23 protein-coding genes and 5 tRNA genes are annotated in these 26272 nt (G+C 46.0%); 27 read left to right on the top strand and 1 reads right to left on the bottom strand.

All coding sequences use genetic code 11. From position 1 onward, the window contains the following. The first annotated feature begins 20 nt into the window (after positions 1-20). From MKY19_RS00705 to MKY19_RS00765, 13 genes are all read left to right on the top strand, one after another. A tRNA-Thr gene (locus tag MKY19_RS00705) sits at positions 21-96 on the top strand. 13 nt (positions 97-109) lie between these two features. Then, positions 110-187: transfer RNA gene (locus tag MKY19_RS00710), tRNA-Asp, on the top strand. 66 nt (positions 188-253) lie between these two features. Beyond that, positions 254-326 (top strand) — tRNA-Phe (locus MKY19_RS00715). A gap of 9 nt (positions 327-335) precedes the next feature. Further along, a tRNA-Tyr gene (locus tag MKY19_RS00720) sits at positions 336-421 on the top strand. 5 nt (positions 422-426) lie between these two features. Next, positions 427-499: transfer RNA gene (locus MKY19_RS00725), tRNA-Lys, on the top strand. Positions 500-639: 140 nt separating this feature from the next. Further along, complete coding sequence (locus tag MKY19_RS00730) at positions 640-1743, top strand: helix-turn-helix domain-containing protein (protein ID WP_339302258.1); 1104 nt, start codon at positions 640-642, stop codon at positions 1741-1743. Positions 1744-1857: 114 nt separating this feature from the next. Beyond that, positions 1858-2979: a sn-glycerol-3-phosphate ABC transporter ATP-binding protein UgpC gene (ugpC, locus tag MKY19_RS00735; protein ID WP_042123255.1), complete on the top strand. Its 1122-nt coding sequence runs from the start codon at positions 1858-1860 to the stop codon at positions 2977-2979. Between the two features lie 210 nt (positions 2980-3189). Continuing rightward, on the top strand, positions 3190-4128 hold the full coding sequence (gene hprK / locus MKY19_RS00740) for an HPr(Ser) kinase/phosphatase (RefSeq protein ID WP_042183988.1): 939 nt from the start codon (positions 3190-3192) through the stop codon (positions 4126-4128). Positions 4129-4140: 12 nt separating this feature from the next. Continuing rightward, complete coding sequence (gene lgt, locus MKY19_RS00745; protein WP_042183990.1) at positions 4141-5172, top strand: prolipoprotein diacylglyceryl transferase; 1032 nt, start codon at positions 4141-4143, stop codon at positions 5170-5172. Positions 5173-5177: 5 nt separating this feature from the next. Beyond that, complete coding sequence (gene ppaX, locus MKY19_RS00750) at positions 5178-5834, top strand: pyrophosphatase PpaX (protein ID WP_339799664.1); 657 nt, start codon at positions 5178-5180, stop codon at positions 5832-5834. Then, positions 5831-6340, top strand: coding sequence for an acyltransferase (locus MKY19_RS00755; RefSeq protein ID WP_179281711.1), 510 nt, complete (start codon positions 5831-5833; stop codon positions 6338-6340). Before ppaX ends, MKY19_RS00755 begins: the two co-directional genes overlap by 4 nt. A 293-nt stretch (positions 6341-6633) precedes the next feature. Next, positions 6634-7830, top strand: coding sequence for an acyltransferase (locus MKY19_RS00760; RefSeq protein ID WP_339268133.1), 1197 nt, complete (start codon positions 6634-6636; stop codon positions 7828-7830). 42 nt (positions 7831-7872) lie between these two features. Further along, entirely contained in the window at positions 7873-9027 is a 1155-nt protein-coding gene (locus tag MKY19_RS00765) for an acyltransferase (protein WP_076299980.1), read from the top strand. Positions 9028-9099: 72 nt separating this feature from the next. Here the strand turns inward: MKY19_RS00765 and gntK are convergent, their stop codons facing one another. Next, a complete protein-coding gene (gene gntK, locus MKY19_RS00770; RefSeq protein WP_339804087.1) occupies positions 9100-10629 on the bottom strand; it encodes a gluconokinase in 1530 nt (509 codons plus the stop codon). A gap of 379 nt (positions 10630-11008) precedes the next feature. Between gntK and MKY19_RS00775 the strand changes: the two genes are divergently transcribed. The 14 genes from MKY19_RS00775 (at position 11009) to MKY19_RS00840 (ending at position 26189) form a co-directional block, all read left to right on the top strand. After that, positions 11009-12226: an ATP phosphoribosyltransferase regulatory subunit gene (locus MKY19_RS00775; protein ID WP_339799667.1), complete on the top strand. Its 1218-nt coding sequence runs from the start codon at positions 11009-11011 to the stop codon at positions 12224-12226. A 69-nt stretch (positions 12227-12295) separates the two neighbouring features. Next, on the top strand, positions 12296-12934 hold the full coding sequence (hisG, locus tag MKY19_RS00780; protein WP_042123270.1) for an ATP phosphoribosyltransferase: 639 nt from the start codon (positions 12296-12298) through the stop codon (positions 12932-12934). 36 nt (positions 12935-12970) lie between these two features. Then, positions 12971-14281, top strand: a complete 1311-nt coding sequence (gene hisD / locus MKY19_RS00785; protein ID WP_339799670.1) for a histidinol dehydrogenase — start codon at positions 12971-12973, stop codon at positions 14279-14281. Next, positions 14268-14876: an imidazoleglycerol-phosphate dehydratase HisB gene (gene hisB, locus MKY19_RS00790; RefSeq protein ID WP_036687073.1), complete on the top strand. Its 609-nt coding sequence runs from the start codon at positions 14268-14270 to the stop codon at positions 14874-14876. The genes hisD and hisB overlap by 14 nt, the downstream gene beginning before the upstream one ends. A 1-nt stretch (position 14877) precedes the next feature. Continuing rightward, on the top strand, positions 14878-15501 hold the full coding sequence (hisH, locus tag MKY19_RS00795) for an imidazole glycerol phosphate synthase subunit HisH (protein ID WP_339268140.1): 624 nt from the start codon (positions 14878-14880) through the stop codon (positions 15499-15501). A 42-nt stretch (positions 15502-15543) separates the two neighbouring features. Continuing rightward, on the top strand, positions 15544-16281 hold the full coding sequence (gene hisA, locus MKY19_RS00800; RefSeq protein WP_339799672.1) for a 1-(5-phosphoribosyl)-5-[(5-phosphoribosylamino)methylideneamino]imidazole-4-carboxamide isomerase: 738 nt from the start codon (positions 15544-15546) through the stop codon (positions 16279-16281). Between the two features lie 760 nt (positions 16282-17041). Continuing rightward, a complete protein-coding gene (gene hisF, locus MKY19_RS00805; protein ID WP_339799674.1) occupies positions 17042-17800 on the top strand; it encodes an imidazole glycerol phosphate synthase subunit HisF in 759 nt (252 codons plus the stop codon). Further along, positions 17797-18513 (top strand): bifunctional phosphoribosyl-AMP cyclohydrolase/phosphoribosyl-ATP diphosphatase HisIE, encoded by a 717-nt coding sequence (gene hisIE / locus MKY19_RS00810; protein WP_042184008.1) that lies wholly within the window; start codon positions 17797-17799, stop codon positions 18511-18513. The genes hisF and hisIE overlap by 4 nt, the downstream gene beginning before the upstream one ends. 15 nt (positions 18514-18528) lie before the next feature. Next, the gene (gene hisJ, locus MKY19_RS00815) at positions 18529-19356 is read left to right on the top strand and encodes a histidinol-phosphatase HisJ (RefSeq protein WP_339799677.1); all 828 of its coding nucleotides are present in this window, start codon (positions 18529-18531) and stop codon (positions 19354-19356) included. A gap of 23 nt (positions 19357-19379) precedes the next feature. Beyond that, positions 19380-20330, top strand: coding sequence for a ribose-phosphate pyrophosphokinase (locus MKY19_RS00820; RefSeq protein WP_042123288.1), 951 nt, complete (start codon positions 19380-19382; stop codon positions 20328-20330). 335 nt (positions 20331-20665) lie between these two features. Continuing rightward, a complete protein-coding gene (locus MKY19_RS00825; protein WP_076286824.1) occupies positions 20666-22402 on the top strand; it encodes a tetratricopeptide repeat protein in 1737 nt (578 codons plus the stop codon). A 40-nt stretch (positions 22403-22442) separates the two neighbouring features. Beyond that, positions 22443-23396, top strand: coding sequence for a thioredoxin-disulfide reductase (trxB, locus tag MKY19_RS00830; protein ID WP_149647951.1), 954 nt, complete (start codon positions 22443-22445; stop codon positions 23394-23396). Positions 23397-23705: 309 nt separating this feature from the next. Next, positions 23706-25133, top strand: coding sequence for a glucuronate isomerase (uxaC, locus tag MKY19_RS00835; RefSeq protein WP_339799681.1), 1428 nt, complete (start codon positions 23706-23708; stop codon positions 25131-25133). A 57-nt stretch (positions 25134-25190) separates the two neighbouring features. Further along, positions 25191-26189 carry a LacI family DNA-binding transcriptional regulator gene (locus tag MKY19_RS00840; protein WP_339799683.1) on the top strand — a complete coding sequence of 333 codons (999 nt, stop codon included), beginning with the start codon at positions 25191-25193 and terminating at the stop codon, positions 26187-26189. Positions 26190-26272 lie beyond the last annotated feature (83 nt).

Below are 26272 nucleotides of genomic sequence, written 5' to 3' on the forward strand. Positions count from 1 at the left end.
AGAATTACTTTTTACACCGTGCCGGTGTAGCTCAACTGGTAGAGCAACTGACTTGTAATCAGTAGGTTGGGGGTTCAAGTCCTCTCGCCGGCACCATTATTATCAATGCGGAACCGTGGTGTAGTTGGCCTAACATGCCTGCCTGTCACGCAGGAGATCGCGAGTTCGAATCTCGTCGGTTCCGCCATTTTTTTCCACAAGACTAGGGTGGGAAGTTTAATGCTACCACTTTATTTTTATGTCAATTTAATATGGCTCGATAGCTCAGTCGGTAGAGCAGAGGACTGAAAATCCTCGTGTCGGCGGTTCGAATCCGTCTCGAGCCACTTTTCCCTGGGGGATTAGCGAAGTGGCCAAACGCATCAGACTGTAAATCTGCTCACGTACGTGTTCGGTGGTTCGAATCCATCATCCCCCACCATTTATGAGCCATTAGCTCAGTTGGTAGAGCACCTGACTTTTAATCAGGGTGTCGAAGGTTCGAGTCCTTCATGGCTCATCCCAAACAGAAAGTCATCACCTTATGGTGGTGGCTTTTTTTGTGTTTTATGGTTGTATTATAGTAGCGCGCTACTGTAGCGATTAACATAATATAAGAGAATATGCTAAAATAGGCGAAAAGAGCAAAAGTGGTGGAGCATGGTGACTATGGATAGTGAGACATTGCGGAAAAAATTAGAGCAGCTCACCGGAAAGAGAACCGGAATCAAGCAGTTAGGGAGGCAGCATTCAGCTTCTCTTTTTAGCATGGGATTAGAAGGACAGGATCAGCTGGTAATCCATGAGGGTCATCTCTGGGCACCTTTGTATGAGAGTGACGGACGTATAACCGCTGTCTGGGTAGAAATGGAGGGGCTCACCTCTCTGGAAGTACAACTGGTCAACTATGCAGTTCGAAATTTTGCTATTGCACTTAAAGCTACAGGGCTTAGAGAAGAAGGTGAAGTGGAGGCGCGGCAGCTTGGCGCTTGGTTGAACACGGAGCTAGAGCAAGAGAAGAATGACACTGAAATTCCCGATGAGATCACTCTAAAGGGACGTCTGTTCGGAGATATGATTCCATTCCTCCTAAGTAGTGAGATTGCCCATAGTCCACAGATCTCTTATCGTTCACTGATGAAATTACTGCGTAGCTATTTTGAGAACGAAATTCTGCTCATTCCCCTTCAAGAGAAGGAATGGTTAATTTTAGCTCGTAAAGAATTACTTACGGGCGGGGATGATAAGGATGATGAAGAAGAGAGTGTAGATGATCTTCTAGCACAGACTAGTATGGGGTTACATGAGCTGATAGCTAGTGAATGGGTAGGGGTATTCCATTTGGCAGTAGCTCCGGCTATAGTCCCTGTTAAGGGATTGACTGGATCTGTAGCTTTGCTCAGGGAGACGATTGTACTTGGTCGTATTTTTCAAGTAGGAGAGTATATTCATTTACCTTGGGAACTGCATTTGGAACGTTTGGTTAACAGCATTCCTGATGTACGCCGCAAACAGTTGCTTGGACAAATTGGTGACTACTCCTCTGTACTATCAGATAAAGAAATGCTGCTGACTTTGGAGACCTTTTTTGAGATGGACTGTAATGTAAGTGAAACCGCCAAGAAGTTGTATATCCATCGAAATACGCTGCTTTACCGTCTGGATAAGATAAAACAAGAGACCGGAGCAGATGTACGAAGCTTTGGGGACGCTGCTATTGTTAAGCTTACTATGCTTTTGTATAAAGTGACGAAAAGGAAATAGGTTTTTTGTGAACCTTACAAATAGCCATAGTGTCCCGACTGGGGTAATATAAATGTACAAGGAAACAGAATTTTTATATTAACTAATTAATAATTAACTCGAGGGGGAAATACAATGGCAGGCGTACGTTTAGAGCATATTTTCAAAAAATACCCGGGTTCAGATAAAGCAACAGTAATCGATATCAATCTTGATATTAAAGATAAGGAATTTCTAGTATTGGTTGGACCTTCCGGTTGCGGTAAATCCACAACTTTGCGTATGATCGCTGGTTTGGAAGAAATCTCCGAAGGTAAAATGTACATTGGCGATCGTGTAGTTAATGACGTTGCACCTAAAGACCGCGACATCGCGATGGTATTCCAATCCTACGCCCTGTATCCGCATATGAGCGTATACCAAAACATGGCTTTCGGTTTGAAACTTCGTAAAGTGAAGAAGGATGAAATCGACAAGAAAGTTCGTGAAGCTGCTAAAATTCTTGATATCGAGCATTTGCTAGATCGTAAACCAAAAGCGCTTTCCGGTGGTCAACGCCAACGTGTCGCTTTGGGACGCGCTATCGTACGTGATCCACAAGTCTTCTTGATGGATGAGCCTCTTTCCAACTTGGATGCTAAACTTCGTGGTCAAATGCGTGCTGAAATCACTAAACTGGTTAAGCGCCTTGAAACTACTTGTATCTACGTAACGCATGACCAAACAGAAGCTATGACAATGGGTGATCGCATCGTAGTTATGTATGATGGTATCATTCAACAAGCAGCTTCCCCTGAAGAGTTGTACAATGAACCTACAAACTTGTTCGTAGCTGGATTTATCGGATCCCCTACAATGAACTTTATCAATGGTACTTTGTCCGAAGTGAGCGGTTCTATCCGTTTCCGTGCTGAGAACCTTGATGTTGAAGTACCAGGCGGAAAAGCTCAAATCATCCGCAACAAAGGTTACATCGGTAAAGAAGTAATCATGGGCGTTCGTCCAGAAGATATCCATGAAGAGCCAGTATTCTTGGAAGCTTCCCCGAACACAATCTTCACTTCATTGGTTGATGTTACTGAAAACCTTGGTCACGAAATGCTCCTTTACTTGAGCGGCCTTGGTAAATCTACTGTAATCGCTCGTGTAGATGGACGTTCCACTACTCGCGAAGGCAGCAAGCCTAAATTGGCTATTGATATGAACAAAATTCACTTCTTTGATAAAGAATCCGAAGCTAACATTTTGTTGGGATAAGATTGTAAAGATCTTTTCTCTCTTGATAAAGCCACCCGAAAGGGTGGCTTTATTGTTTAGATGGCCCCTGTTTGGTTAGGCGCTAAGATTGCATTCATAAGCGTTATCAATTAAGATAGCAGGAGAATTACCTCCGGAATGTAAAGAGATCGCTGCCAACCGGACGCAGTAAGCGGACAAATACCGCAGGTGACGAAAGGACGAAATTACATGGCTAAGAAAGTAAAAGTATCTGAATTGGTACAGCATTTTCAATTAGAGGTTATTTCCGGCCAGGAAGGTCTAAAGAGACCCATTACGGTCGATGACCTGAATCGCCCTGGACTAGAGATTGCTGGTTATTTTGAATATTATCCAGAAGAACGTGTTCAATTGCTAGGCAAAACAGAACTCGCTTTTTTCTCCATGCTGCCCGAAGCTGAGCGGAAAAGTCGACTTCGTGGAATTTGTAATGATAACACACCTTGTATTGTAATTACACGTGGTTTGGAAGTGCCTCAGGAGTTAATTGACATAAGTAATGAAAAGGCTCTTCCTGTGCTTCGCAGCTCGATGGCTACGACTATTTTCTCCAGCCGTTTGACGAGCTTCCTAGAAGGGAAATTAGCCCCTACGGCGACTATTCATGGCGTACTTTGTGATGTATATGGTGTAGGTATGCTAATTACGGGTAGTAGTGGGATTGGTAAAAGTGAAACAGCCCTTGAGCTTGTAAAACGCGGTCATCGATTGATTGCTGATGATGCCGTAGAGATCCGTCAGACTTCAGATAACCAGCTGCATGGTACAGCCCCTGAGTTAATCCGTCATTTACTGGAGATCCGTGGAGTAGGTATCATTAATGTAATGACACTTTTTGGTGCGGGTGCCATTCGTAATCATAAACGGATTACACTTGTTGTTAGATTGGAAGCTTGGCAGCAAGACAAGCAGTATGATCGACTTGGACTTGATGAGGAAACGACACGGATTATTGACACAGATGTTCCGCTTGTAACGATTCCCGTACGCCCAGGACGTAACCTTGCAGTTATTATAGAGGTTGCAGCGATGAACTATCGCCTGAAACAAATGGGCTTTAATGCAGCCCTGCAGTTCACGAATAAGCTAACTGCGACCATATCTGAAGATATGGATGATCTCGATTAGGAGTGTGAGAGAATGTTCCCATTAGCACTAAATCCTATTGTCTTCTCAATTGGATCACTGCAAGTACACTGGTACGGATTAATACTAGGTTTCGGTGCACTCGCGGGGTTATTTCTTGCGATCCGCGAGGGCAAACGGTTTGGTATACCACAAGAATTCTTTATGGATATGCTGCTGCTAGGTGTGCCTTCGGCCATTATTGGGGCACGGATTTACTTTGTAGCGTTTAAATGGGAGGATTATAAGGATAATTTAATAGATGTCTTTAAGATCTGGAATGGTGGCATCGCCATTTACGGTGCGTTAATTGGAGCCATTATTTGCGGAATTATTTATTTCCGTTATAAAGGCTACCCCTTCTGGCGTATCGTTGATATTTGTGCACCTGGACTACTTGCGGGTCAAATGATTGGACGCTGGGGAAACTTTGTCAACCAAGAGGCATACGGCAGCGTGGTTGAAGAGTCTTTTTTACGGGATAAACTGCATTTACCTGACTTCATCGTGAACCAAATGTACATAGGGGATGCTTTTCATCATCCGACCTTCTTGTATGAATCTCTTTGGAGCTTACTGGGTATCGCGCTACTAATGGTTCTTCGTCGTCAGAAGTTTGTGCGAGCCGGTGAGATCTTCATGTCTTACTTTATATGGTATTCCATCGGTCGTTTCTTCATTGAAGCCATACGTACGGACAGCTTGGCCTTTAATGGAAGTGCAGGCTTGGCATCCTTTATGAACGGATTGTGGAAACCGATGGAATGGTTAGGCTTTGAGCAAGGATACTTGGACCCAAGCTATGGAAATATTCGTATTTCTCAGCTGCTTGCTCTACTGATCATCGTCGCAGCTGTACTGCTTATCATTATTCGTAGGGTCACTGGAGAGCCTAAAGCACATTATTCTGATCCTATCGTATGTACTAAACCGATCAAAGCAGATACCATAGTGCCTGAAAGCGCAGTAAATACACCGCAGAAAGCTCGTCACGGGGCTCAACCTGAGCAAGGACAGCCTGCGGATGGAGATAAGAAGGAGCAGTAAAGCTTATGATAGAATGCGTTCTTTTTGATCTAGATGGAACGATTGTCGATACGAATGAGCTAATTATTAGTTCGTTTATGTACGCGCTGAAGGACAATGGTCTAGCTCCACTCACTAGGGAAGAGATTATCCCGCATATGGGCACAACCCTTCAGCAACAGATGAGAGTCTTCTCTGGACTTGAGGATGTAAGTGGTGCGCTTGAGAAATCCTACCGTTCTTATAATTATGAACATCACGATGAGTTAGTACGTCCCTTTCCTCAAGTGAATGAGACAATGGAAGAGCTCTTACGTCGTGGAATTAAAATGGGGATTGTGACTACAAAAATTCGTCCAACAACGATTAAATCGCTTGAGATGTTTGATTTGCTAAAGTACATGGATACGATTGTGACGGTGAACGATGTTACTGAACCAAAGCCACATCCAGAGCCGGTTCTGACAGCAGTCAATAACCTTGGCGTTGATCCTCGTAAAACTCTTATGGTGGGTGACAGTACGGTTGATATTCAGTCAGCAAAAGCTGCTGGTGTATATGCGGCTGGAGTAGCGTGGTCTTTAAAAGGCGAGGAGACTCTCCGCAAGTATGATCCCGACTATATCATCCATAACATGAAGGATATTATAGAAATTGTGGAGCGAGGAACGAGTGAATCGTGAGAAACGTAACCCGATATCCTGTAGAAGGTCATAACTCACTTTGGTACATTTACCGTACGGTCAGCCCGTGGAAGGGTGTCCGCAACTTTATTTTTATTCAGATTGCCCGTTACTGCCCGATTCTACCGTTAAAGAACTGGATCTATCGTCGGATTCTCGGGATGAAGGTAGGCAAGCATACCTCCTTCGGTCTGATGGCGATGGTGGATGTATTTTTTCCGGAAAAAATAACGGTGGGTGAGAACTCTATTATCGGTTATAACACGACGATTCTGGCGCATGAGTATTTAATCAAGGAGTATCGCCTGGGAGAAGTAGTGATTGGTGAAAATGTATTGATTGGCGCGAATACAACGATTCTTCCCGGTGTAACCATCGGTGATTGGGCAGTTGTTGCCGCAGGATCAGTAGTACACAAGAACGTGGCGGCTGGCTCTTTTGTAGGAGGCAATCCACTGCGAGAGCTACGTCCAGCTTCATCGGAAGATTCTTCGGAACAAGTGTAAAAGATGCTTCGTAAACCCTGCAGTTTCATATTGCGTTTTTTTAGCGCAGGATCTGCAGGGTTTCTTGCGTCTTGGAGAAGCATATTAAGAAAACTTTAAGATCTTCTTAAGTTTTTTATTCGGATGTAGGCGGTATAATTAACCTTAGTAATCACGTAAATCCCACGCTAGGCATTCAGCGTCAAATATCAGAATGTAAATTCAGCAAGTGCAGACTTCCTGGTATGTTCAGTTTCCACATTCCGCTTAGCGTCTCTATGAACAACCATCATAGTAGAGAAGAGGAATTTAATATGAATACTGTGAGACAGGAAAGGCTGCCCCAGCTGGATATTTTCAGAGCTCTAGCTATATTAGGTGTGCTGCATGTGCATGCCTCATCTTTTGCTGCTGGAGAGCAGGCACTGCATTCACCTTATTATTACTGGCTGAACTGGATTAACATTTTCTTTAAATTCGGTACGCCCTCATTTATTTTCCTTAGCAGCTTCGTATTGTTTTATAATTATTATGGTCGTCCTGTGACACGTAGCTTGATCATTAATTTCTACCGTCGGCGATTAAAGTATATCTTACTGCCTTATTTGCTAGCTTCTATGGGCTATTATGCACTAACTTTATATGTGAACGGACGATTGATGCAGAGCCTTGGAGATAACTTGTTAAGCTTTTCTAGAGCGTTATTCTCGGGTTCCGCATATGCGCATTTGTATTTTGTCTTTATTAGCATTCAGTTTTATTTGCTTTTTCCAGTGCTGCTTAAGCTACTGCAGAGTTCCCGCTTCTTAATGAAATGGGCGATACCGGTGGGTTTGGCGCTTCAGTGGGGTTTTATTTTTTGGAATAAGTACGAACTGCACATTGTTGAAAAAGGGAGCTTGGCGATCTCCTACCTGGCCTATTATATGATGGGTGCTTATCTCGCCATTCACTTTGAGAAGGTGAAGCTGTGGCTGATTAAGCCATGGAGTGAGCTGGCTGCCAAGCAAAAGAGATGGACTGCCTTATTAGTGAGCTTGTGGTTAATTGCAGCCTTTATCCATGTGCAGCTATGGTATGTAGCCCGCCATTTTGGGGTGTGGACGGATTCGCTGTGGTACGAGCTGTTATGGAATGTTCATACGATGTTATCGGCATTGGTTCTGTTGTACGCTACATTTTTGCTTTATCGAAAGGCCCCTCGTGTGATCGTTGCTTTCTTGACTCGTTTAGGTGAGTTGTCATTTGCAATTTATTTGATTCATCCGCTATTGCTGGCGATATATCGCAGGTTCCGATATGATATTCCCCTCGAATCGCTAACTTATGTTTTCTTCATCTATGGAGGACTTGTAGTTGCACTGGGAGGAAGCTGGTTCATGGTGCAGTTTGCTTTTCGCCGAATTCCTAAGTCATGGATCTTCTTGGGAAGTGTTCCTCGGTCTCTAGAGTCTAGTTCCAAGGTAAAGTCAGGACATGCCTCGGAGGAGATGAGGAAGGTTAATACTTGATTTGGCATCATTTTGATGCGGAGCTTAACAGGAGGAAAGATAATGAGACAAAAAGAAAGAATTCCGCAGCTGGATATTTTTCGAGCGATTGCTATTTTTGCAGTGCTAGCTATTCATGCTACTTCGCGAACGTTGGCGGAGACACTAGGTACAAACATGTTTCATCCGTTCTTATTTATTAATAAATTCAGCCAGTTCGCTGTACCTTCATTCATATTTTTGAGTGGTTTCGTGCTGTTCTATAACTATATTGATCGTCCTCTGGGCGGAAAGACGCTGGGGAAGTTCTACAGTAGAAGGCTGCTTTATATTATCGTGCCTTATGTACTATTTTCACTGTTGTATTTTGCATTAAAAATGACGGCGGGACATACATGGAGTTTACCTCCAGGGGAGATGGCTTCTAAGCTTTGGAAGTATTTGTGGACAGGAACAGCATACACGCATTTGTATTATATTATTATCATTATTCAGTTCTACGTATTGTTTCCGCTTATTCTGTGGTGTCTGCAAAAGGTTCGTCGTCTGGCGGCTTGGGCACCGCTAATCGGATTGATTCTACAATGGGGTTTTGTGCTGCTGAATAAATACATGACTAATAACGGGTATTGGCAGTTGTCCAAGGGCAGTCTGGCAATCACTTATTTCTCGTATTTCTTGCTGGGTGCTGGGATTGCAGTATATTATCCTTCTTTGAAAAAATGGCTGGTACCTTCACGTGAAGGCTGGCGCGCCGGTAAAGGTCCGGTATGGATTACGTTGTGGTTGTTATGGATCGTAGCAGGGGTTGTTCATGTAGAGTTATGGTTTAACAACTATACGAAGAAAACAGTCATCAATAGTTTATGGTATGAGGGATTCTCTAACCTTCATGCGCTACTCTCTTGTGTGGTGTTGTTACAAGTCTCCTTCTTATTGTACGGAGCGGGCCGAGGCTTGCTCACAAGACTGTTGTTATCTGCCGGAGCTTGCTCTTTCGGAATCTATTTACTGCATCCGTTACTGCTATTTTTCTATAGAAAATTACCGTTTCACGGGGGTTCTCTTGCATATACCGCAGCGATTGCTGGGGGTTGGCTCTTTGCGTTGTTAGGTTCATGGGTGGTAGTCGCCTTTGCCTTCCGATATATTAAATCGGCTTGGATCATCTTCGGATCGGGTCCACAGAAAGCAAAAGCAGGATCCAAAAGTGCATAGTCTATTGCAAGGAAATATAAAAGCGTCGGTTTTCTCACATATGTGGGTAGACCGACGCTTTTTATTTTTGCCTTATTCTCCAGCTTGTTCTCGCTGAAATTCTGCAATGGCTTGATACTGGCTTTCGAGACTACGGTAGACAGAAATATAGATCGGCAGCAGCTGCTTGTATATTTTGGTATGTTCATCAATTGGCTCATGCTTATAGGTTGAACCAATCATGTCAAACACCACATCAAAGGAATCGGCTCGACCTGTTGCATAAAGACCAAGTACAACCGCACCGAGGCAGGAGCTCTCGATACTCTCCGGAATGACAACCTCCTGATCAAAGATATCAGCCATCATCTGCCGCCACACTGAGGAGCGGGCGAAACCGCCTGTGGCAAGGATTCTGCTTGGGCGTCCGATTTGCTCTTCCATAGCAAGGAGAACCATATACATATTGAAGATTACGCCCTCTAGTACTGACCGAATCATATGCTCTTTATGGTGGTTCATAGTAAGGCCAAAGAAGGAGCCCCGAGCATCCGGATTCCACAGCGGTGCTCGTTCTCCAGTCAAGTAAGGATGGAATAAAAGTCCACCGCTTCCCGCAGGAACTTGCTCTGCAATGCGAGTCAGAACCTCGTAAGGATCAATGCCTAGTCGTTTGGCGGTTTCAACTTCAGAGGCCGCGAACTCGTCACGTACCCAGCGGAACAGCATGCCACCATTATTGACGGGGCCTCCGATTACCCAATGTTTTGGGGTTAAGTTATAACAGAAGGTCCGTCCTTTGGGATCGGTGAGCGGGTGATCCACCACGGTACGAATTGCTCCACTCGTACCAATCGTAGCGGCCACTACACCGGGCTCAATTGCGCCTACGCCGAGGTTGGACAGGACGCCATCACTGGCGCCAACAACAAATGGAGTTGTAGGGAGCAGCAAAAGCTCCTCTGCCAGACCAGGGAGCAGCCCTTGCATAATCTGCGTGGTGGGAACAAGCCGCGAGAGTTGATCTGTTGTAATGTGGGCAATCTCCAAAGCTTCTTTATCCCATTCTAGATTCTCCAGATTGAGCATGCCTGTGGAAGAGGCAATGGAATGATCGATGATGTATTCGCCAAACAGTCTTGCGAATATGTATTCTTTTATGGAAATGAATTTATAGGTTTGTTGGAACACTTCTGGATGTTCTTCCCGAAGCCACATTAGCTTGGTGATCGGAGACATTGGGTGTATAGGTGTACCTGTGCGTAGATACAATTCATGGCCGTTTAGCTCATCCTTCAAACGAAGTGCGCATCCGGCACTGCGATTATCAGCCCATGTGATGCAGGCAGTTAGGGCCTTACCCAGTTTATCAACTGCAATGACACTGTGCATGGCAGAACTGAAGGAGACGAAAAGGATTGCATCCGCAGATACACCGCTTTGCCGCATAACTTCAGAGATAGTATGGAAGACTGCACTCAGGATTTGTTCTGGGTCCTGCTCCGCTATTGAGGGTGAGGGCTGATGTAAGGGATATCCTACATTAGCTTGTGCAGCTATGGCTCCTTTTTCCTCGAAGAGAACTGCTTTGGTACTTGTAGTTCCAATATCAACGCCAATCATATAGGATTTAGTCACGCATTAGCCCTTCTTTCTAGTTGTAAGTAGATTTTTAGAACACTAATTACAGAATTATGAAGTACAATCATATTAGCTCATTATAGTATTGGATAAACGTGGAGGCAAAATAAAGGGATTCCCAAGTATTGGTTCGAAGTACATAAGTGTTTGATTTAGATTTCCTTTGTGAACAATTCAACCTAGGTAGACAAGCTTTAAGCATACAAGCATTAGAATGGAAGTCATAGCTTTACCCCGTTAGATTGACGAAAAAGCAGTGACCATGATACGATATTGAAAATACTTTAATTTGCTACCACTTTACCATAGTAAAGTAAATATAAACAGTATCTAATGATAACTGACGAGGTGAACAATGAAGATGTCCAAACCAAAGGGATTTGAGAAGCCGTCTGGCGTTCGGGACTATCTGCCCCGGGCCGTAACGAAATTACGCAAAATTGAGAATGATGTACTGCATTGCATGAGTCGCTGGGGTTATCAGCAAATGATGACTCCGACGCTAGAATATTACGATACAGTTGGCGTGGCTAGCTCTACGTCCGACCAAAAGCTTTATAAATTGCTCAACAATCGTGGTCAGGCGCTAGTGCTTCGTTCTGAAATGACAGCTCCGGTTGCCCGTGTTGTGGCATCTTTATTAAAGGATGAGCCATTGCCATTGCGGTTGTCCTATCACGCTAATGTTTTTCGTGCCATTGAGGAAGAAGCAGGGCGGGAAGCGGAGTTTTTCCAGACAGGGGTCGAGCTGGTAGGTGACGATTCACCTGAGGCGGATGCTGAAGTAGTGGCGCTCGCAATTTCATCTTTGCAGGCTGCAGGTGTGAAGTCTTTTAAAATCGCGATGGGGCATGTAGGCTTTCTGAATGGTTTATTTCAAGAGGCACTTCCACAATTGCCTGAGGCTCAGGAGGAGCTCAAAAGCCATTTGCTGGGCCGTGACTATGTCTCTTTTCGGGAGACCTTACGCCGGCTGGATCTGACGGAAGCTCAGAAGAATGAACTGGATGGACTGTTACGTTTGCGTGGAGGCAAGGAGATTTGTGGACAGGCGCTGGAGCTTAGCGATCATCCGCTTGCCCGTCATTCGATAGATCATTTATGCAAGGTGTGGGAGGTACTGGTCTCTTACGGCGTATCACAGCATGTGCTGATCGATCTGACGATGATCGGGGACTTCTCTTATTATACAGGGATGACTTTCGAAGGCTATGCAGCGGAATTAGGGTTTCCGGTATGTAGTGGAGGCAGATATGATAATCTCCTTCAGCAGTTTGGACGTCCGATCCCTTCTACAGGTTTTTCTTTAAAAACGAATCGTATTCTCGATGGTGTGGCTGGATCTAACGAAGAGGAAGAGCTGCCTATCTTGATCCAATATGATGCTACTCGCAGAAAAGAAGGTCTGGAAGAGGCAACACGCTTACGGTCGGAAGGGCACGCAGTAGTGACTAGACTAGCAGCAGGTCCAGAAGAGCTTGAAACGGTGAAGCGTCTAGATACGGATACGATCGAAGCAGATGGTATGCGTTACGGCGAAATCTATACCTTTGTATCTTTTGTAAGTGAACATGGCTGAGATATCGCTAGCAAGAATGAGCGGTTAAGATAAATTTTGTATGGAAATGGAAAAGGAGGCAACTTAACGATGGCACAGATTTTGAAGGTCGCTATGCCAAAAGGTCGGATTTATGAAAAGGCTGCTGAGCTGTTCCGCCAGGCAGGTCTCCCGATTCCACCGGATGGTGAGGCATCCCGCAAGCTTGTTATTCCGCTGCCTGAGGCAGGCATGGAATTTATATTAGCTAAACCAGTAGATGTACCTACATATGTAGAATATGGTGTGGCCGACATTGGAATCGTGGGCAAGGACGTATTGCTGGAGGAAGATCGTGATGTATATGAGCTGCTTGATCTTGGCATCGCTCGATGCCGGATGTCGATCATTGGATTACCGAACTGGCAGCCGGGGATTCAGCAGCGTGTAGCGACGAAATATCCGAATGTGGCATCAAAGTATTTCCGGGAGCAGGGACAGCAGGTTGAGGTCGTGAAGCTGAATGGTTCAATTGAGCTTGCGCCGCTGATTGGTCTCGCTGATCGTATCGTGGATATGGTAGAGACGGGCCAAACACTGCGGGATAACGGATTAATTGAAATGAAGAGCATATTCGAAATTACGAGCCGTCTTGTGGCCAATCGTGTGAGCTATCGGATGAAAAATGAAGAGATACAGCAGCTCTGTGACCGACTACAGGCGGTTATAGGGGAACCAAATTTGCGGTAGGTGACAGATGTTAAGGGGTAAAGGGAGGAACCGGCGATGAAGGTTGTATCGAGCAAGGATTTTAAGCTAGAGCGAGAAGTCGAGTATGGAACGCCAGAGCAAAATCAGGCGGTAAAGGAAATTGTATTCGCGATTAAAAAAGAAGGAGACACGGCGCTTCTTCGCTACACGGAGCAATTTGATCGGGTCACGCTCACGCCGAATCAGCTGCGGGTAACGCCGGAAGAGCTTCAGGCGGCGTATGGCCGGGTAGAAGAATCTTTCGTATCCGCTATTCAAGCGGCTGCAGCAAATATCCGGGCTTTTCATGCTAGACAGAAACGGAATTCGTGGATGGATCTTCAGCCCGATGGCACGATTCTGGGACAGATTATTCGTCCGCTGAAGCGGGTAGGGGTATATGTTCCTGGTGGTAAGGCAGCTTATCCTTCCTCGGTGCTGATGAACGTGATCCCTGCACAGATCGCAGGCGTGCCGGAGATCGTTATGGTAACCCCGCCATCCACCGGCGGCAAAGAAGGGATTGATCCTTACATCCTGGTTGCTGCTGCAGAAGCAGGGGTGAATGAAATCTACCGTGTGGGCGGAGCGCAGGCGGTAGCTGCTTTGGCTTTTGGGACGGAGAGCATAGCGCCGGTAGATAAGATATGTGGGCCCGGCAATATATACGTTGCGCTAGCAAAACGCGAGGTATATGGTGCCGTGGACATCGACAGTATCGCGGGACCAAGCGAAATTGTCGTGCTCGCAGATGAGACCGCTGAGCCGGCCTATGTCGCAGCGGATCTGCTCTCGCAGGCCGAGCATGACGAGATGGCCTCGGCGATTCTAGTCACGCCATCGCAGAGCTTGGCGGATAGCGTGGCTGCTGAAGTGGAGCGTCAGCTACAGGAGCTGCCGCGACAGGCGATCGCCCGTTCATCCGTAGAAAATTACGGGGCGATCATTGTTGTGGAATCTATGGAGGAGGGAATCTCCGTAGTGAATCGGTTGGCACCAGAGCACCTAGAGATTGTTGTCGAGGATCCAATGGACCTTGTGGGCAGCATCGAGAATGCGGGGGCGATCTTCCTGGGAGCGTATAGCTCGGAGCCTGTGGGCGACTATTTTGCCGGACCGAATCATATTATCCCGACCAATGGTACGGCACGCTTCTCATCGCCAGTGGATGTGGATGATTTTATAAAGAAATCAAGTCTGATCTATTACAGTAAAGAAGCCCTTCTGCGGGATGGAAAGACCATTATAGAGCTGGCGCGTCGCGAAGGGTTAGAAGGCCACGCACGAGCCATTGAGATTCGACTCAAGAACGAAGGAAAAGGTGGAGACGGATATGGAGAACAATAATGAACAGGCCTTGCGCCAAGCAGGATTAAGCCGTAAAACAAACGAGACGGATATCAAGCTGTCTCTTAACGTAGATGGAAGTGGAGTTTCTGAGCTGGAGACGGATGTTCCTTTTCTGAATCATATGCTGGACCTATTTACGAAGCACGGCCAGTTTGACCTGTCAGTACAGGCGCGAGGAGATATCGAAATTGATGATCACCACACGGTTGAAGACATCGGGATCTGCCTAGGTCAAGCGCTGCACGAAGCACTTGGTGATAAAAAGGGAATCAAACGTTATGCGAGTGTTTTTGTACCGATGGATGAGGCGTTGGCGCAGGTTGTGATCGATATCAGCAATCGCCCACACTTTGAATATCGTGCAACGTATCCTTCACAGCAGGTGGGCAGCTTTTCGACGGAGCTTGTTCAGGAATTCTTATGGAAGTTCGCACTGGAAGCTCGGATTACGCTGCATGTGATCGTACACTACGGTTCTAACACACATCACATGATTGAGGCTGTATTCAAGGCGCTCGGACGGGCACTCGATGAAGCGACACTGATTGATCCACGTGTGAAGGGTGTGCCTTCTACGAAGGGAGTGCTGTAGCATGACTGTTGCAATCGTCGATTATGGCATGGGCAACCTGCACAGTGTGAGCAAGGCGGTAGAACGTCTCGGTTATGAGTGTGTAGTGACGGGGGAAGCCGAGCAAATTCTCGCTGCTGATAGTGTCATTCTGCCTGGTGTCGGTGCATTTGGCGATGCGATGGAGCAGCTGCGGGAAAGTGGTTTGGATCGTGTGGTCAAACAGGTAGCTGCCGGAACCCAGCCGCTGCTAGGAATCTGTCTTGGTATGCAACTACTGTTTAGCAGCAGTGAAGAGCATGGCAGCCATGAGGGACTTGATATTCTCTCAGGCTCGGTGGTGCGTTTTGCTCCTAGAGATGGCTATAAGGTACCGCATATGGGTTGGAACAAGCTGAGCTTTAGGCAGCCGCAAAGTCCGCTTTTTGCAGATCTTGATGAGGGTCATGTGTACTTTGTGCACTCTTATCACGCGCTTGTAGCGAATGAGAGTGATCTGCTGGCTGTCACCGATTATGGTTACCCAGTCACAGCTATTGTGGGGCAAGATAATGTGTTCGGAATGCAGTTCCATCCTGAAAAAAGTGGGGAGCTGGGAATCAAGCTGCTGGGGAATTTTTTGAAATTAAAGGGAGAGCGGGCGTAAGCTGCGCTATAAATATAATGTAACGAAAGTGGGGAGCGCCAAATGTCTTCTTTTATTGTATATCCGGCGATTGATATCCGGGATGGAAAATGTGTCAGGCTGCAACAAGGGGATTACAGTCAGGAAACGATATACAATGATAGCCCACTGGAGGTGGCAAAATCATGGGAAGAGCAAGGCGGAAAGTTCATTCATTTGGTGGACTTAGATGGCGCGAAAGCAGGTCATCCTGTGAATGATGCGATTATCGGCGCTATTGCTGCTAATGCTAATGTGCCTGTTCAGGTGGGCGGTGGCCTTCGTAATCTTGCGGACGTGGAAAAATTGCTTGGGCTTGGCGTTAGTCGGGTTATTATCGGAACTGCTGCGATTAACGATCATGCTTTTACCGAAGCGGTATTGGCTAAATACAGTGATAAAGTAGCTATCGGCATTGATGCGCGCAACGGTTATGTTGCGACACACGGCTGGTTGAACACCTCTGAAGTACGTGCTGAGGATCTGGCTAAGGAATTGGCTGCAAAAGGAGCCGAGACGTTCATTTACACCGACATCTCCCGCGACGGGATGATGCAGGGTCCGAACGTGGAGGGCATTGTGTCCATGGCGAAGGTCAGCGGTAAAACGGTGATCGCCTCCGGCGGAGTCACCAGTCTTGATGATCTGTTACGTCTAAACGTGCATAGCGGCAGTGGTGTGGGTGGAGCTATTGTTGGCAAGGCGTTGTACACGGGCAATATTGATCTTTCCAAAGCTTTGCAGGCGCTCGGGCAGAAGTAGTGCTGAGTATGTGCGTTAGTTGACGAACCTGACTAATTAACTCGTTCTTACTCTGTGAAAAGTCTCATTTAGGGGTGCTGGTTGCATTTTGTGCAATAGAAAGCTGCTTAAAGAAGCTGAATGCTTATCTGACTGCACTTTGTACAATCCAAACAGTTCAAAGCTCTTATTTTTGTGGATTTCTCAGGAATCTATTGCACGAAATGCAACAGACGGCACAATTAGATTGTTTGAGGTTGATTCTATTGTACAGAGTGCAATAGAACCTTGAACTAGGTTAATAATTCACTAAACTATTGAGCGACTAAGGTGGTTTCAGCTAAAGCCTGATTTGGAATCTGCTGCAATAAGTTAATTAGGCGCCGGGTTTGACATTATTCCTCTGATAGATGATATAAGTGTACTTCATACAACTATTATTCCAATTATGAGCGTGTTTGCTAATTTAATTGTATTTCGTGCAGCTATAAATGAGAGTTGAGCTTATATTTAAGTTCATTCCCAGATTTAATTGTACGAAATGCAGTTAAATGCCTAGTTTGCTGGATGGACGGTGAAATAACTGCACATTGTGCAATTAAATGAACCGATTATATCATGAGCGTAAGCCCACAGGCCGCCTATATGAATGTGGTCTTGCGGTTGTCGCGAGCCCGTCGTCCTGCTAGGAGCAAGAATCGTGGGAACAAAGTGATTATAGAGTGAGTGGAGCGGGATTTAGGGGATCGAAAAAGCCTTTGCAATAAAGGAGGGATTTATTATGTTAGCAAAACGTATCATCCCCTGTCTTGACGTTAAGGACGGACGGGTAGTCAAAGGCGTTAACTTTGTGAATCTGCGTGATGCCGGAGATCCGGTAGAGCTGGCGGCGCTGTATGACCGTGAGGGTGCAGATGAGCTTGTGTTTCTCGATATATCGGCTTCCGTAGAAGGCCGGGCGACCATGATTGAGGTTGTGCGGCAGACCGCAGGTGAAATCGCCATTCCTTTTACAGTGGGTGGCGGGATCTCTACACCTGATGATATGAAGCGGATTCTTCGTGCAGGTGCAGACAAAATCGGCATTAATACGGCTGCTATCACTAATCCACAGTTAATTTTGGAAGGTGCACGCCGTTTTGGCTCTCAATGTATTGTGGTAGCAATAGATGCTAAATATAACGAGGCATTTGGTGAATGGGAAGTGTATACGCATGGTGGTCGCAAGCCCACTGGCATCCGTGCTCTGACCTGGGCCAAGGAAGCTGAAAAGCTGGGTGCAGGTGAAATTTTGCTCACAAGTATGGATGCAGATGGGACGAAAGATGGCTTCGACCTGAAGCTGACCTCAGCAGTAAGCGATTTACTTAGTATTCCTGTGATTGCTTCTGGCGGCGCTGGGAAGAAGGATCATTTTTACGATGTATTTACGGAAGGGAAAGCCGATGCGGGACTGGCGGCGACCATTTTTCACTATAAAGAGATTGCCATTAACGACTTAAAGGCTGACTTGAAGCAAAAAGGGGTAGAGATCCGATGAGCGAAATAGAAAAGAATACATCCATTAGCCAAAAAGAAGCGCTGGCCGGCATTCGCTGGAATGAAGCGGGGTTGGTGCCTACCGTTGTGCAGGATGCTAACACACTAGAAGTTTTGATGGTTGCTTATATGAATTCGGAATCGTTGCAGCTCTCGTTGGAAAGTGGCCAGACCTGGTTCTGGAGCCGCTCACGCAGCGAGCTTTGGCACAAAGGTGGAACCTCAGGCAATACACAAGCGATTACTTCCATATCCTATGATTGCGATAGTGATACACTGCTCGTGAAGGTTGTCCCTGAAGGACCAGCTTGCCATACTGGAGCTACATCATGCTTTTTCCGTGACATTCCTTTGAATAACCAAGCCGAGGAAGCTCAGAAATCGGTAGCTACTAGCCTTACGGATGGTGAGCGTTTTGCTGTTCTTGGCGAGCTGGAGCGCGTGATTGCTGAGCGGGAAGTAGAGCGTCCGGAAGGCGCGTATACAACTTATTTGTTCGATAAAGGTGTCGATAAGATCCTTAAGAAGGTAGGCGAAGAAGCCTCTGAAACGATTATTGCCGCCAAAAATAAAGATAATGCCGAGCTGCGTCTTGAAGTTAGTGATCTGATCTACCACTTACTAGTACTGCTACAAGAGCGCAAGCTTCCGCTGGATGAAATCATGGAAGAGTTGAGTACCCGCCACGAGCGCCCACGCCGGGACCAGTACTAGGGAGGGAACTGACGGATGCATATCGATTACCACACGCATCATGAGCGCTGCGGTCATGCCGTGGGCAAGCTTGAGGAGTATGTGCAGCGTGGGATACAGCTTGGTCTTCAGCAGCTAGGGTTATCCGACCACTTGCCGCTCATCCATGTTGATCCCGCTAGCTATTATCCTGAAATGGCCATGCCAATGGCTGAACTGCCTCGTTATGTGGAGGAATGCCTGACGCTGAAGGAACGCTACCGCGGAGTCATAGACCTGCGGGTAGGGCTGGAAGCAGATTATATTGAAGGCTACGAGGATCAAATTCGTGAGATTTTATCTCCTTACCCATGGGATTATCTTATAGGCTCTGTGCATTTTCTCGGGGAGTGGGATATCACAGATTATCGACAGGTTGATGGCTGGGAAGGCAAGGATGAACTAGAGGTATATCGCCTTTATTATGATGCTGTAAAGAAGTCGGCGTTATCAGGATTATATGATATTATAGGACATATGGATGTTATTAAACGGTTCGGCTATGGTCCTCAGACACCAGAAGGTAAAGCAGAGGTGAGAATGCTGGAGCTGGAAACCTTAAAGGTTATAGCGGATAGCGGAATTACCATGGAGCTGAATGCTTCAGGACTTACCAAGCCATGTGCTGAGATGTTCCCGGCGGAACATCTGCTACAGGAGGCTTTTAAGCTCGGTATACCGCTTACGCTCGGCTCGGATGCACATGACCCTGCCAAGCTTGGTGACGGCTTGCAAGAGGCACGTAGCATGCTTTGGCACACAGGCTTCCGTGAGCTGGCTGTATTTGAGGGACGCCGTCGTACCACTGTTCCGTTCAAACTATAATTTATAATCCGCAGGAGGGTATTATGCATCATCAACAATTACGTATTTTTTCCGGTTCGTCGAATCCAAAGCTGGCGGCAGATATTGCAGAGCGACTTGGTGTTGAATTGGGGCAGATTAAGCTGACCCGTTTCATGAGCGGCGAGATTTACGTGCATTACGAAGAGAGCATCCGGAACTGCGACGTATTTTTGGTGCAATCCCTATCCCATCCCATTAATGAGATGTTCGTGGAACTGCTCGTGATGATAGATGCTGCTAAACGGGCATCAGCACGTACAGTTAACATTATTGTGCCGTATTATGGATACGCTCGACAGGAACGTAAGTCTGCACCTCGTGAACCGATCTCGGCTAAGATGGTAGCTGATGTACTTACGACCGCGGGCGCAACCCGTGTAATCACTATCGATTTGCATGCAGCGGCAATTCAAGGATTTTTCAACATTCCGGTCGATCATCTGACTGCTCTCGATTTGATCAGCAGCCATTTGAAGGCCAAGGCTATGTCTGATTTGGTCATTGTTTCTCCGGATGCCGGACGTGCATCTATGGCTGAGAAGCTGGCAAATAAGCTGGATTCACCTTTTGCCATTATGATCAAGAAGCGTCCAGCCCATAATGAATCTGTAATCACTCATGTCATTGGTGATGTCGAGGGACGTACACCGATTATTATCGAGGACCTTATTGATACAGGGACTACCATCGTGAATGTGGTTGAGGGTCTGAAAGAGAGAGGTGCGAAGGACAGTATCGTCTGTGCAACGCATGGATTGTTCTCAGGACCTGCGCTGCAGCGGCTTGACCATCCCTCTGTTCAGGAAGTGGTCATTACGGACTCTATTGCGCTGCCAGATGATCATTCAAGTCGGTTTACGGTATTATCGGTGGCACCGATGCTTGCACAAGCTACACGTATTATTCTTGAGGGCGGTTCGATCGATAAGCTTTTCAGAGACGCGGGAATTTAATTCCCCGTCTTTTTTTAAATATAAGAAAGTATAAGTTTCACGCCATACTTTATGTCTTATATTTCTCGCATATACGCTTACCGTCCTTATAAGGACGCTGAAAGCGTTTATGCTTGTTTTTACGTGAAAAAGTTGCTGTTTGTGGAGTGGTAGAGTCTTTCTCAACTTGAGAATCTCGCGGTCACATGTGGTATACTGTGTGAAGATAGCCGCACCCATAAAGGGAACGGAATAGCGATTAAGTTTGGAGCTCCGGTATACCCCATTGGGCGCCGTCCTCCTATTTTTTCGTTAGTATAAAAGGAAGCTTCTTATTAAGGGGGTGCCTTGCTTCCATGATGGAGAGAACTTCAGAGTATGAGGAGAATGGTAATGTTATTCCTGTCACTCTGAATGCCAATTTTTTCTTTGAAAGAGCCGTTCGGTCCTTGGATCGCTTTCAATATGATAAGGCATTAAAGAATTTTCGCAAAGCTGTAGAGTACGAACCGGAGAACCCGGTAAATCATTGTAACGTAGCAGGCGTATTATCAGAGATGGGTAATTATGAGGCGTCTAACGACATTTTGACCCATGTGCTGGAGAATATTGATCCTGGAATGACGGAATGTTATTTCTATATGGCTAACAACTTCGCCAATATGGAAAGCTATGAGGAGGCAGAACGCTCACTTGTTACTTATCTCGAAGAAGATGTGAACGGTGAATTTCTGGCCGAATCGGAAGAGTTGATGGAACTTCTGCAATATGAGCTCGATCGTCCTGCACCACTTATCCGGATTAGAAGCCGGGAAGGGGTAATAGAGCATGAGCGGGCCCGAGCGCTGTTGGAGGAAGGCAAGTTTACACAAGCCGTAACTTTGCTTGAAGAGATTGTGAGCAATACGCCAGACTTCTTGGCGGCGCATAACAACCTAGCCCTTGCGTATTTCTATATGGGTCGTTTTACCAAAGCCAAAGAATGCATTATGCGGGTGCTTGAACAGGACTCTGGGAATTTGCACGCACTTTGTAACTTGGCGATCTTTTTGCAGTATGAAGGTGACCGCGGGCAACTGGCTGGATTATTACGTCTGCTAGAGACGACTATTCCTTTTCACCAGGAGCATTTATTCAAGATGGCCACTACGATGGGGATTCTGGGACGGCATAGAACCGCCTATGGTCATTTTCGGCGCCTGCTGAAAGATGAGGAAGTCGGCGGTGACGCCAGTTTGTACCATTACTGTGCGGCAGCAGCAAGTAATAGCGGTCTCTATGCAGAGGCTCAGCGTTGCTGGCAAAAAGCTGCTAAGCTGGATCCGGAATCGGCTGTGCCGAGATTTTTTCTGGCCCAACTGCAGCAAGCGCAGGGGGAAGGCAAGGCGTTGTCTCCAATCAGTTACAACTATCAGCTCCCCTTTCAAGAGCAGCTGAAGCTGTGGAAAGACAACAAAGGCAGCTTTGCTGAAGAGGTGCGGAATAATCCACTGCTTCGATCTTCCTTCTTCTGGGCACTTCGCTACGGTGATGCCAATACGAAGCTTCAGGTTACGGAAGCTCTGCGCTGGATTGAGGATGAAGAAATGTCCGAGATTCTACAAGGACTTCTGAAGCAACAGCCATTGCAGGAAGAAAAGCTGCAGGAAGCTGCGCTTCTGAGCCTGCAGCGACTGATTGGTAGTGTTCCGGAGGAAAATGTACTTCAGGAAGCCAAAGAAACTTCTAATGCGCGTCTGAAGGGATTGCCAGAATGGAGAGAAGATTGGCAAAAAGTCATCGACCAGACGGTAAGTATGATGGACCGGAGATTTGATGCCGTTCAGAAAAAAGATGCTGAATTACTTTGGAAGCAATTCGTGAGTAGCATATATCCAGATGTTCCTTTTATCCGTCAAACGGAAGGCTGGTGTGCTGCCTTGGAATATCTGATCGCAAAAATGCATAACCTTCCAGTCACCTACCGCGAGGTAGCTCAGCGTTATGACGTATCCGTGTCGATGGTCAGTCGTTATGCTCGGCGTATCGATGATGAATGTAGTTTTCAGGGAAGTGTGAGCGACAGTCTTCCCCCGTTTACTGAAAATATCTAAATTCTTGATGCATAAACCCTATTGTGAGGAGGCCACTGTTATGTACAAAACGATTGTAATCGGAACAGGCCCGGCCGGGCTTACTGCTGCTATTTATTTGGCACGTGCCAACCTTAACCCACTTGTAATTGAAGGGATGCAGCCAGGTGGACAACTGACAACGACAACGGAAGTGGAGAACTTTCCAGGTTTTCCCGAAGGGATTCTTGGCCCGGATTTAATGGACAACATGCGGAAGCAGGCTGAACGTTTTGGTGCTGAATTCAAGAATGGTTGGGTGGATTCAGTGGATTTTTCACAGCGTCCATTTAAAGTGACAGTAGATGGTTTGGGTGTATTAGAGGCAGAGTCTGTAATTATCTCTACCGGTGCTTCTGCCAGATATTTAGGAATACCAGGGGAGCAGGAGAATGTGGGCCGTGGGGTCAGCACTTGCGCTACTTGTGATGGCTTCTTTTTCCGGAACAAGAAGATTATCGTGGTCGGTGGTGGAGACTCTGCGATGGAGGAAGCCAGCTTCTTAACAAGATTTGCTTCTAGCGTAACCGTGGTTCATCGTCGTGATGAGCTCAGAGCTTCAAAAATTATGCAGGACCGCGCACGCGATAACAGTAAGGTTGTGTGGGCACTTAACCGTACACCGCTTGAAGTAACAACCGGCGAGTCTGGAGTTAAGGGACTGACGGTTCGAAACAATGATACAGGGCTTGAAGAACTCATCGAAGCGGACGGTGTGTTTGTCGCTATTGGTCATACGCCGAATACCGGATTCTTGGGCGGTCAGATTACGACCGATACCAATGGTTATATTGTAGTAAATCCAGGTACTACCGAGACGAACATTCCGGGTGTATTCGCTTGCGGCGACGTACAGGATACCCGTTACCGTCAAGCGATCTCCGCAGCAGGGACTGGCTGTATGGCAGCAATGGACGCTGAGAAATATCTTGAGGGCACAATGGTACATGACTGGAGCGAAAACTTGGGTAGTTAATATAACTAAATTTAATCGGAATGAATTCAAGCAGGTGATCCTTATCTTAAAGGGGCGCCTGCTTTTTTTGTAGCAGGAAGCTGGGTGCTGTTAAAATAACTGTAACAATGTCTTTCGAAAAGGGCTTGCGCATTTTAAAAATACGTTTACAATAAGAGATAATGTTAACGTGAACAATCCGAACATATTTAGCAACCAAATTATTATAATTTAAAGAAATAAATAAGTTAAAATATCATAATCTGAAAAATGTTCACGTTAAACTAATTGTAACTTCCATTATGATTATAAAGGAGAGCAGCAAACCTCATGAGCAAAAAATTCATGGATGAGAACTTCCTGTTGTCGAGCGAGACCGCCATTAAGCTGTTTCATAATCATGCGAAAGATATGCCTATTATCGACTATCATTGCCACCTCAGTCCTCAAGAGATCTATGAGAACAAGACGTTCAACAATATTACCGAAGCTTGGCTGTATGGCGACCATTACAAATGGAGAGTGATGCGGGCAAATGGTGTAGAGGAGAAGTTCATTACTGGTGATGCTAGTGACTATGAAAAGTTCTTGGCATGGTCTAGAACCGTTCCTAAGATTATCGGGAATCCGCTCTATCATTGGACACATCTTGAGTTGCAGCGTTTCTTTGGAGTATATGATTTGCTAAATGAGGCTAATGCTCCGAAGATTTGGGATGAAGTGAACAGACAGTTGCAAGGTGAAGGATATGGAGCAAGAGATCTAATTGTTAAATCGAAAGTAACTGTTGTATGCACCACCGATGACCCAGTAGATTCTCTGGAATATCATGAAAAAATCAGTAGCTTGAGTGGATTCGATGCCAGCGTAGTTCCGGGGTTTCGTCCAGATAAAGCCCTTGAGATTAATCGTCCTACCTTCAAGCCTTGGGTAGCCCAGCTAAGCGAAGTCTCAGGAATGGATGTTGAGAATTATGGTCAGTTTCTAGAAGCATTGGAGAGCAGAGTGAGATTCTTCCATGCCAGAGCGGGCCGTGTATCCGATCATGCTTTGGATGCAGTAATGTTTGAGCCTGCTACCTTGGAGGAAGCTACGGCTATATTCAACAAAGCTCTTCGTGAAGGCGTTGTAAGTGAGAGTGAAGAAAAGAAATATAAAGGGTTCACCCTTGTGTTCCTCGGGAAATTATATAGCGAGCTGGATTGGGCCATGCAATTCCATATCCATGCGCTGCGTAATAATAACAGTGTAATGTTCGGGCGCCTCGGCCCTGATACCGGCTATGATTCGATTAATGATGGCGTGATTGCTAAACCGCTGGCAGGTCTGTTAGATGCGCTGGACCGTGAGAATGCGCTGCCTAAGACCATTTTGTACTCACTGAACCCTAATGATAATCATGTCATTGCTGGTTTAATGGGCTGCTTCCAAGGGGGCGGTATTCTAGGGAAAATTCAATTCGGAACGGCATGGTGGTTCAATGACAATAAGGATGGCATGCTGGAACAGATGAAGACGCTTGCTAACCTCGGTGTGCTTAGCCAGTTTGTCGGGATGCTAACAGACTCCAGAAGTTTTTTATCATATACCAGACATGAGTATTTTAGAAGAATCCTATGTGATCTTGTAGGCTCTTGGGTAGAGAATGGAGAAGCTCCGGAGGATATGGAGCTACTGGGTAGTATGATTGAGAATATCTGTTACAATAACGCTGATCATTATTTCAATTTCTCGAAACAGGCATTGGTGACTAGGTAATCGTTATGATATCCTTACATGGAAGAGCCAAACCCGTTTGATAAGGAAGGTTGACCCATGGCACCTACAATCAAGGATATCGCCAAACTGGCGAATGTTTCACATACAACTGTATCAAGAGCACTTAACAACAGTCCCCTAATTAAAGAAGTTACACGTAAAAAAATTGCCGAGATCGCTGCGCAAGTGGGTTATGTCCCCAATTACAATGCCAAAAGCCTTGTGATGCAGCGGTCATACACCATTGGCTTGTTCTTCACGAGTATCGCCAACGGCACCACGTCTGGTTTCTTCTCTGATACGATTCGTGGTGTAAATAGTGTCATAGATGTAGAGTATAATCTGTTCATCCGTGGGATCGACGATTATGCGGACTATTCCTCTATTCATCACAAACGCTTTGATGGAATTATTCTAATGAGCCAGAGTGAAGCAGATAATAAATTCATTTACCATGTTGTCCAGCAAGGCATTCCAATCGTTGTGCTGAATCGGCAGATAGATGATCGCTCCATTATTAATATCATCTCGAATGACCGGGAAGGCGCTTATCATGCAGGCAAACACCTGATTGAGTCCGGGCATCAAGACATTGCGATCATTGAAGGTGTTGAGGGCTTTAAATCCACGCAGGAACGCAGAGACGGTTTTATAAAAGCTTTGATTGACCATAATATCCCTGTTCGTAACGATTATATGAGAAATGGTAATTACGATATGCAAAGTGGATATGAGGCGATGGGCAAGCTGCTAGATTTGGAAAAACCGCCGACGGCAGTATTCTGTTCCAATGACGATATGGCGATCGGGGCTATGAAAGCTGTGTTTGAGCGCGGGCTGCAGGTGCCGAACGATGTTTCTATTGTTGGTTTTGATGATATTGGATTTTCGCTCTTTGCGAATCCTTCGCTTACCACAGTTAAACGTCCTATTGAGAAGATCAGCGAGCAAGGAGCCCGCAAGCTGCTAAGCTTAATTAAAGAACCTTTGGAGAATGACGGGCTAACCTCCATTGATACGAAGTTTATTGCGAGAGAATCGGTTAGGAAACTGTAGAAGCAAAAAGCTGCGCATAGCAGCATGATCCTTTCACTTGTGAAGGATTTTGAGCTAAAATTTTCACGTGTGCATAAATTAAT

Source organism: Paenibacillus sp. FSL R5-0744 (genome assembly GCF_037972555.1).
Lineage (GTDB): Bacteria > Bacillota > Bacilli > Paenibacillales > Paenibacillaceae > Paenibacillus_AQ.

Coding starts and splice junctions, on each gene's coding strand:
- MKY19_RS00840 (WP_339799683.1), top strand. CDS start 25,191: ATGGCACCTACAATCAAGGATATCGCCAAACTGGCGAATGTTTCACAT.
- hisB (WP_036687073.1), top strand. CDS start 14,268: ATGGAGAACAATAATGAACAGGCCTTGCGCCAAGCAGGATTAAGCCGT.
- uxaC (WP_339799681.1), top strand. CDS start 23,706: ATGAGCAAAAAATTCATGGATGAGAACTTCCTGTTGTCGAGCGAGACC.
- MKY19_RS00765 (WP_076299980.1), top strand. CDS start 7,873: ATGAGACAAAAAGAAAGAATTCCGCAGCTGGATATTTTTCGAGCGATT.
- ppaX (WP_339799664.1), top strand. CDS start 5,178: ATGATAGAATGCGTTCTTTTTGATCTAGATGGAACGATTGTCGATACG.
- MKY19_RS00775 (WP_339799667.1), top strand. CDS start 11,009: ATGTCCAAACCAAAGGGATTTGAGAAGCCGTCTGGCGTTCGGGACTAT.
- hisA (WP_339799672.1), top strand. CDS start 15,544: ATGTCTTCTTTTATTGTATATCCGGCGATTGATATCCGGGATGGAAAA.
- hisIE (WP_042184008.1), top strand. CDS start 17,797: ATGAGCGAAATAGAAAAGAATACATCCATTAGCCAAAAAGAAGCGCTG.
- hisH (WP_339268140.1), top strand. CDS start 14,878: ATGACTGTTGCAATCGTCGATTATGGCATGGGCAACCTGCACAGTGTG.
- MKY19_RS00820 (WP_042123288.1), top strand. CDS start 19,380: ATGCATCATCAACAATTACGTATTTTTTCCGGTTCGTCGAATCCAAAG.
- trxB (WP_149647951.1), top strand. CDS start 22,443: ATGTACAAAACGATTGTAATCGGAACAGGCCCGGCCGGGCTTACTGCT.
- MKY19_RS00730 (WP_339302258.1), top strand. CDS start 640: ATGGTGACTATGGATAGTGAGACATTGCGGAAAAAATTAGAGCAGCTC.
- hisG (WP_042123270.1), top strand. CDS start 12,296: ATGGCACAGATTTTGAAGGTCGCTATGCCAAAAGGTCGGATTTATGAA.
- ugpC (WP_042123255.1), top strand. CDS start 1,858: ATGGCAGGCGTACGTTTAGAGCATATTTTCAAAAAATACCCGGGTTCA.
- MKY19_RS00760 (WP_339268133.1), top strand. CDS start 6,634: ATGAATACTGTGAGACAGGAAAGGCTGCCCCAGCTGGATATTTTCAGA.
- hisJ (WP_339799677.1), top strand. CDS start 18,529: ATGCATATCGATTACCACACGCATCATGAGCGCTGCGGTCATGCCGTG.
- hisD (WP_339799670.1), top strand. CDS start 12,971: ATGAAGGTTGTATCGAGCAAGGATTTTAAGCTAGAGCGAGAAGTCGAG.
- MKY19_RS00825 (WP_076286824.1), top strand. CDS start 20,666: ATGATGGAGAGAACTTCAGAGTATGAGGAGAATGGTAATGTTATTCCT.
- hprK (WP_042183988.1), top strand. CDS start 3,190: ATGGCTAAGAAAGTAAAAGTATCTGAATTGGTACAGCATTTTCAATTA.
- lgt (WP_042183990.1), top strand. CDS start 4,141: ATGTTCCCATTAGCACTAAATCCTATTGTCTTCTCAATTGGATCACTG.
- hisF (WP_339799674.1), top strand. CDS start 17,042: ATGTTAGCAAAACGTATCATCCCCTGTCTTGACGTTAAGGACGGACGG.
- gntK (WP_339804087.1), bottom strand. CDS start 10,629: ATGATTGGCGTTGATATTGGAACTACAAGTACCAAAGCAGTTCTCTTC.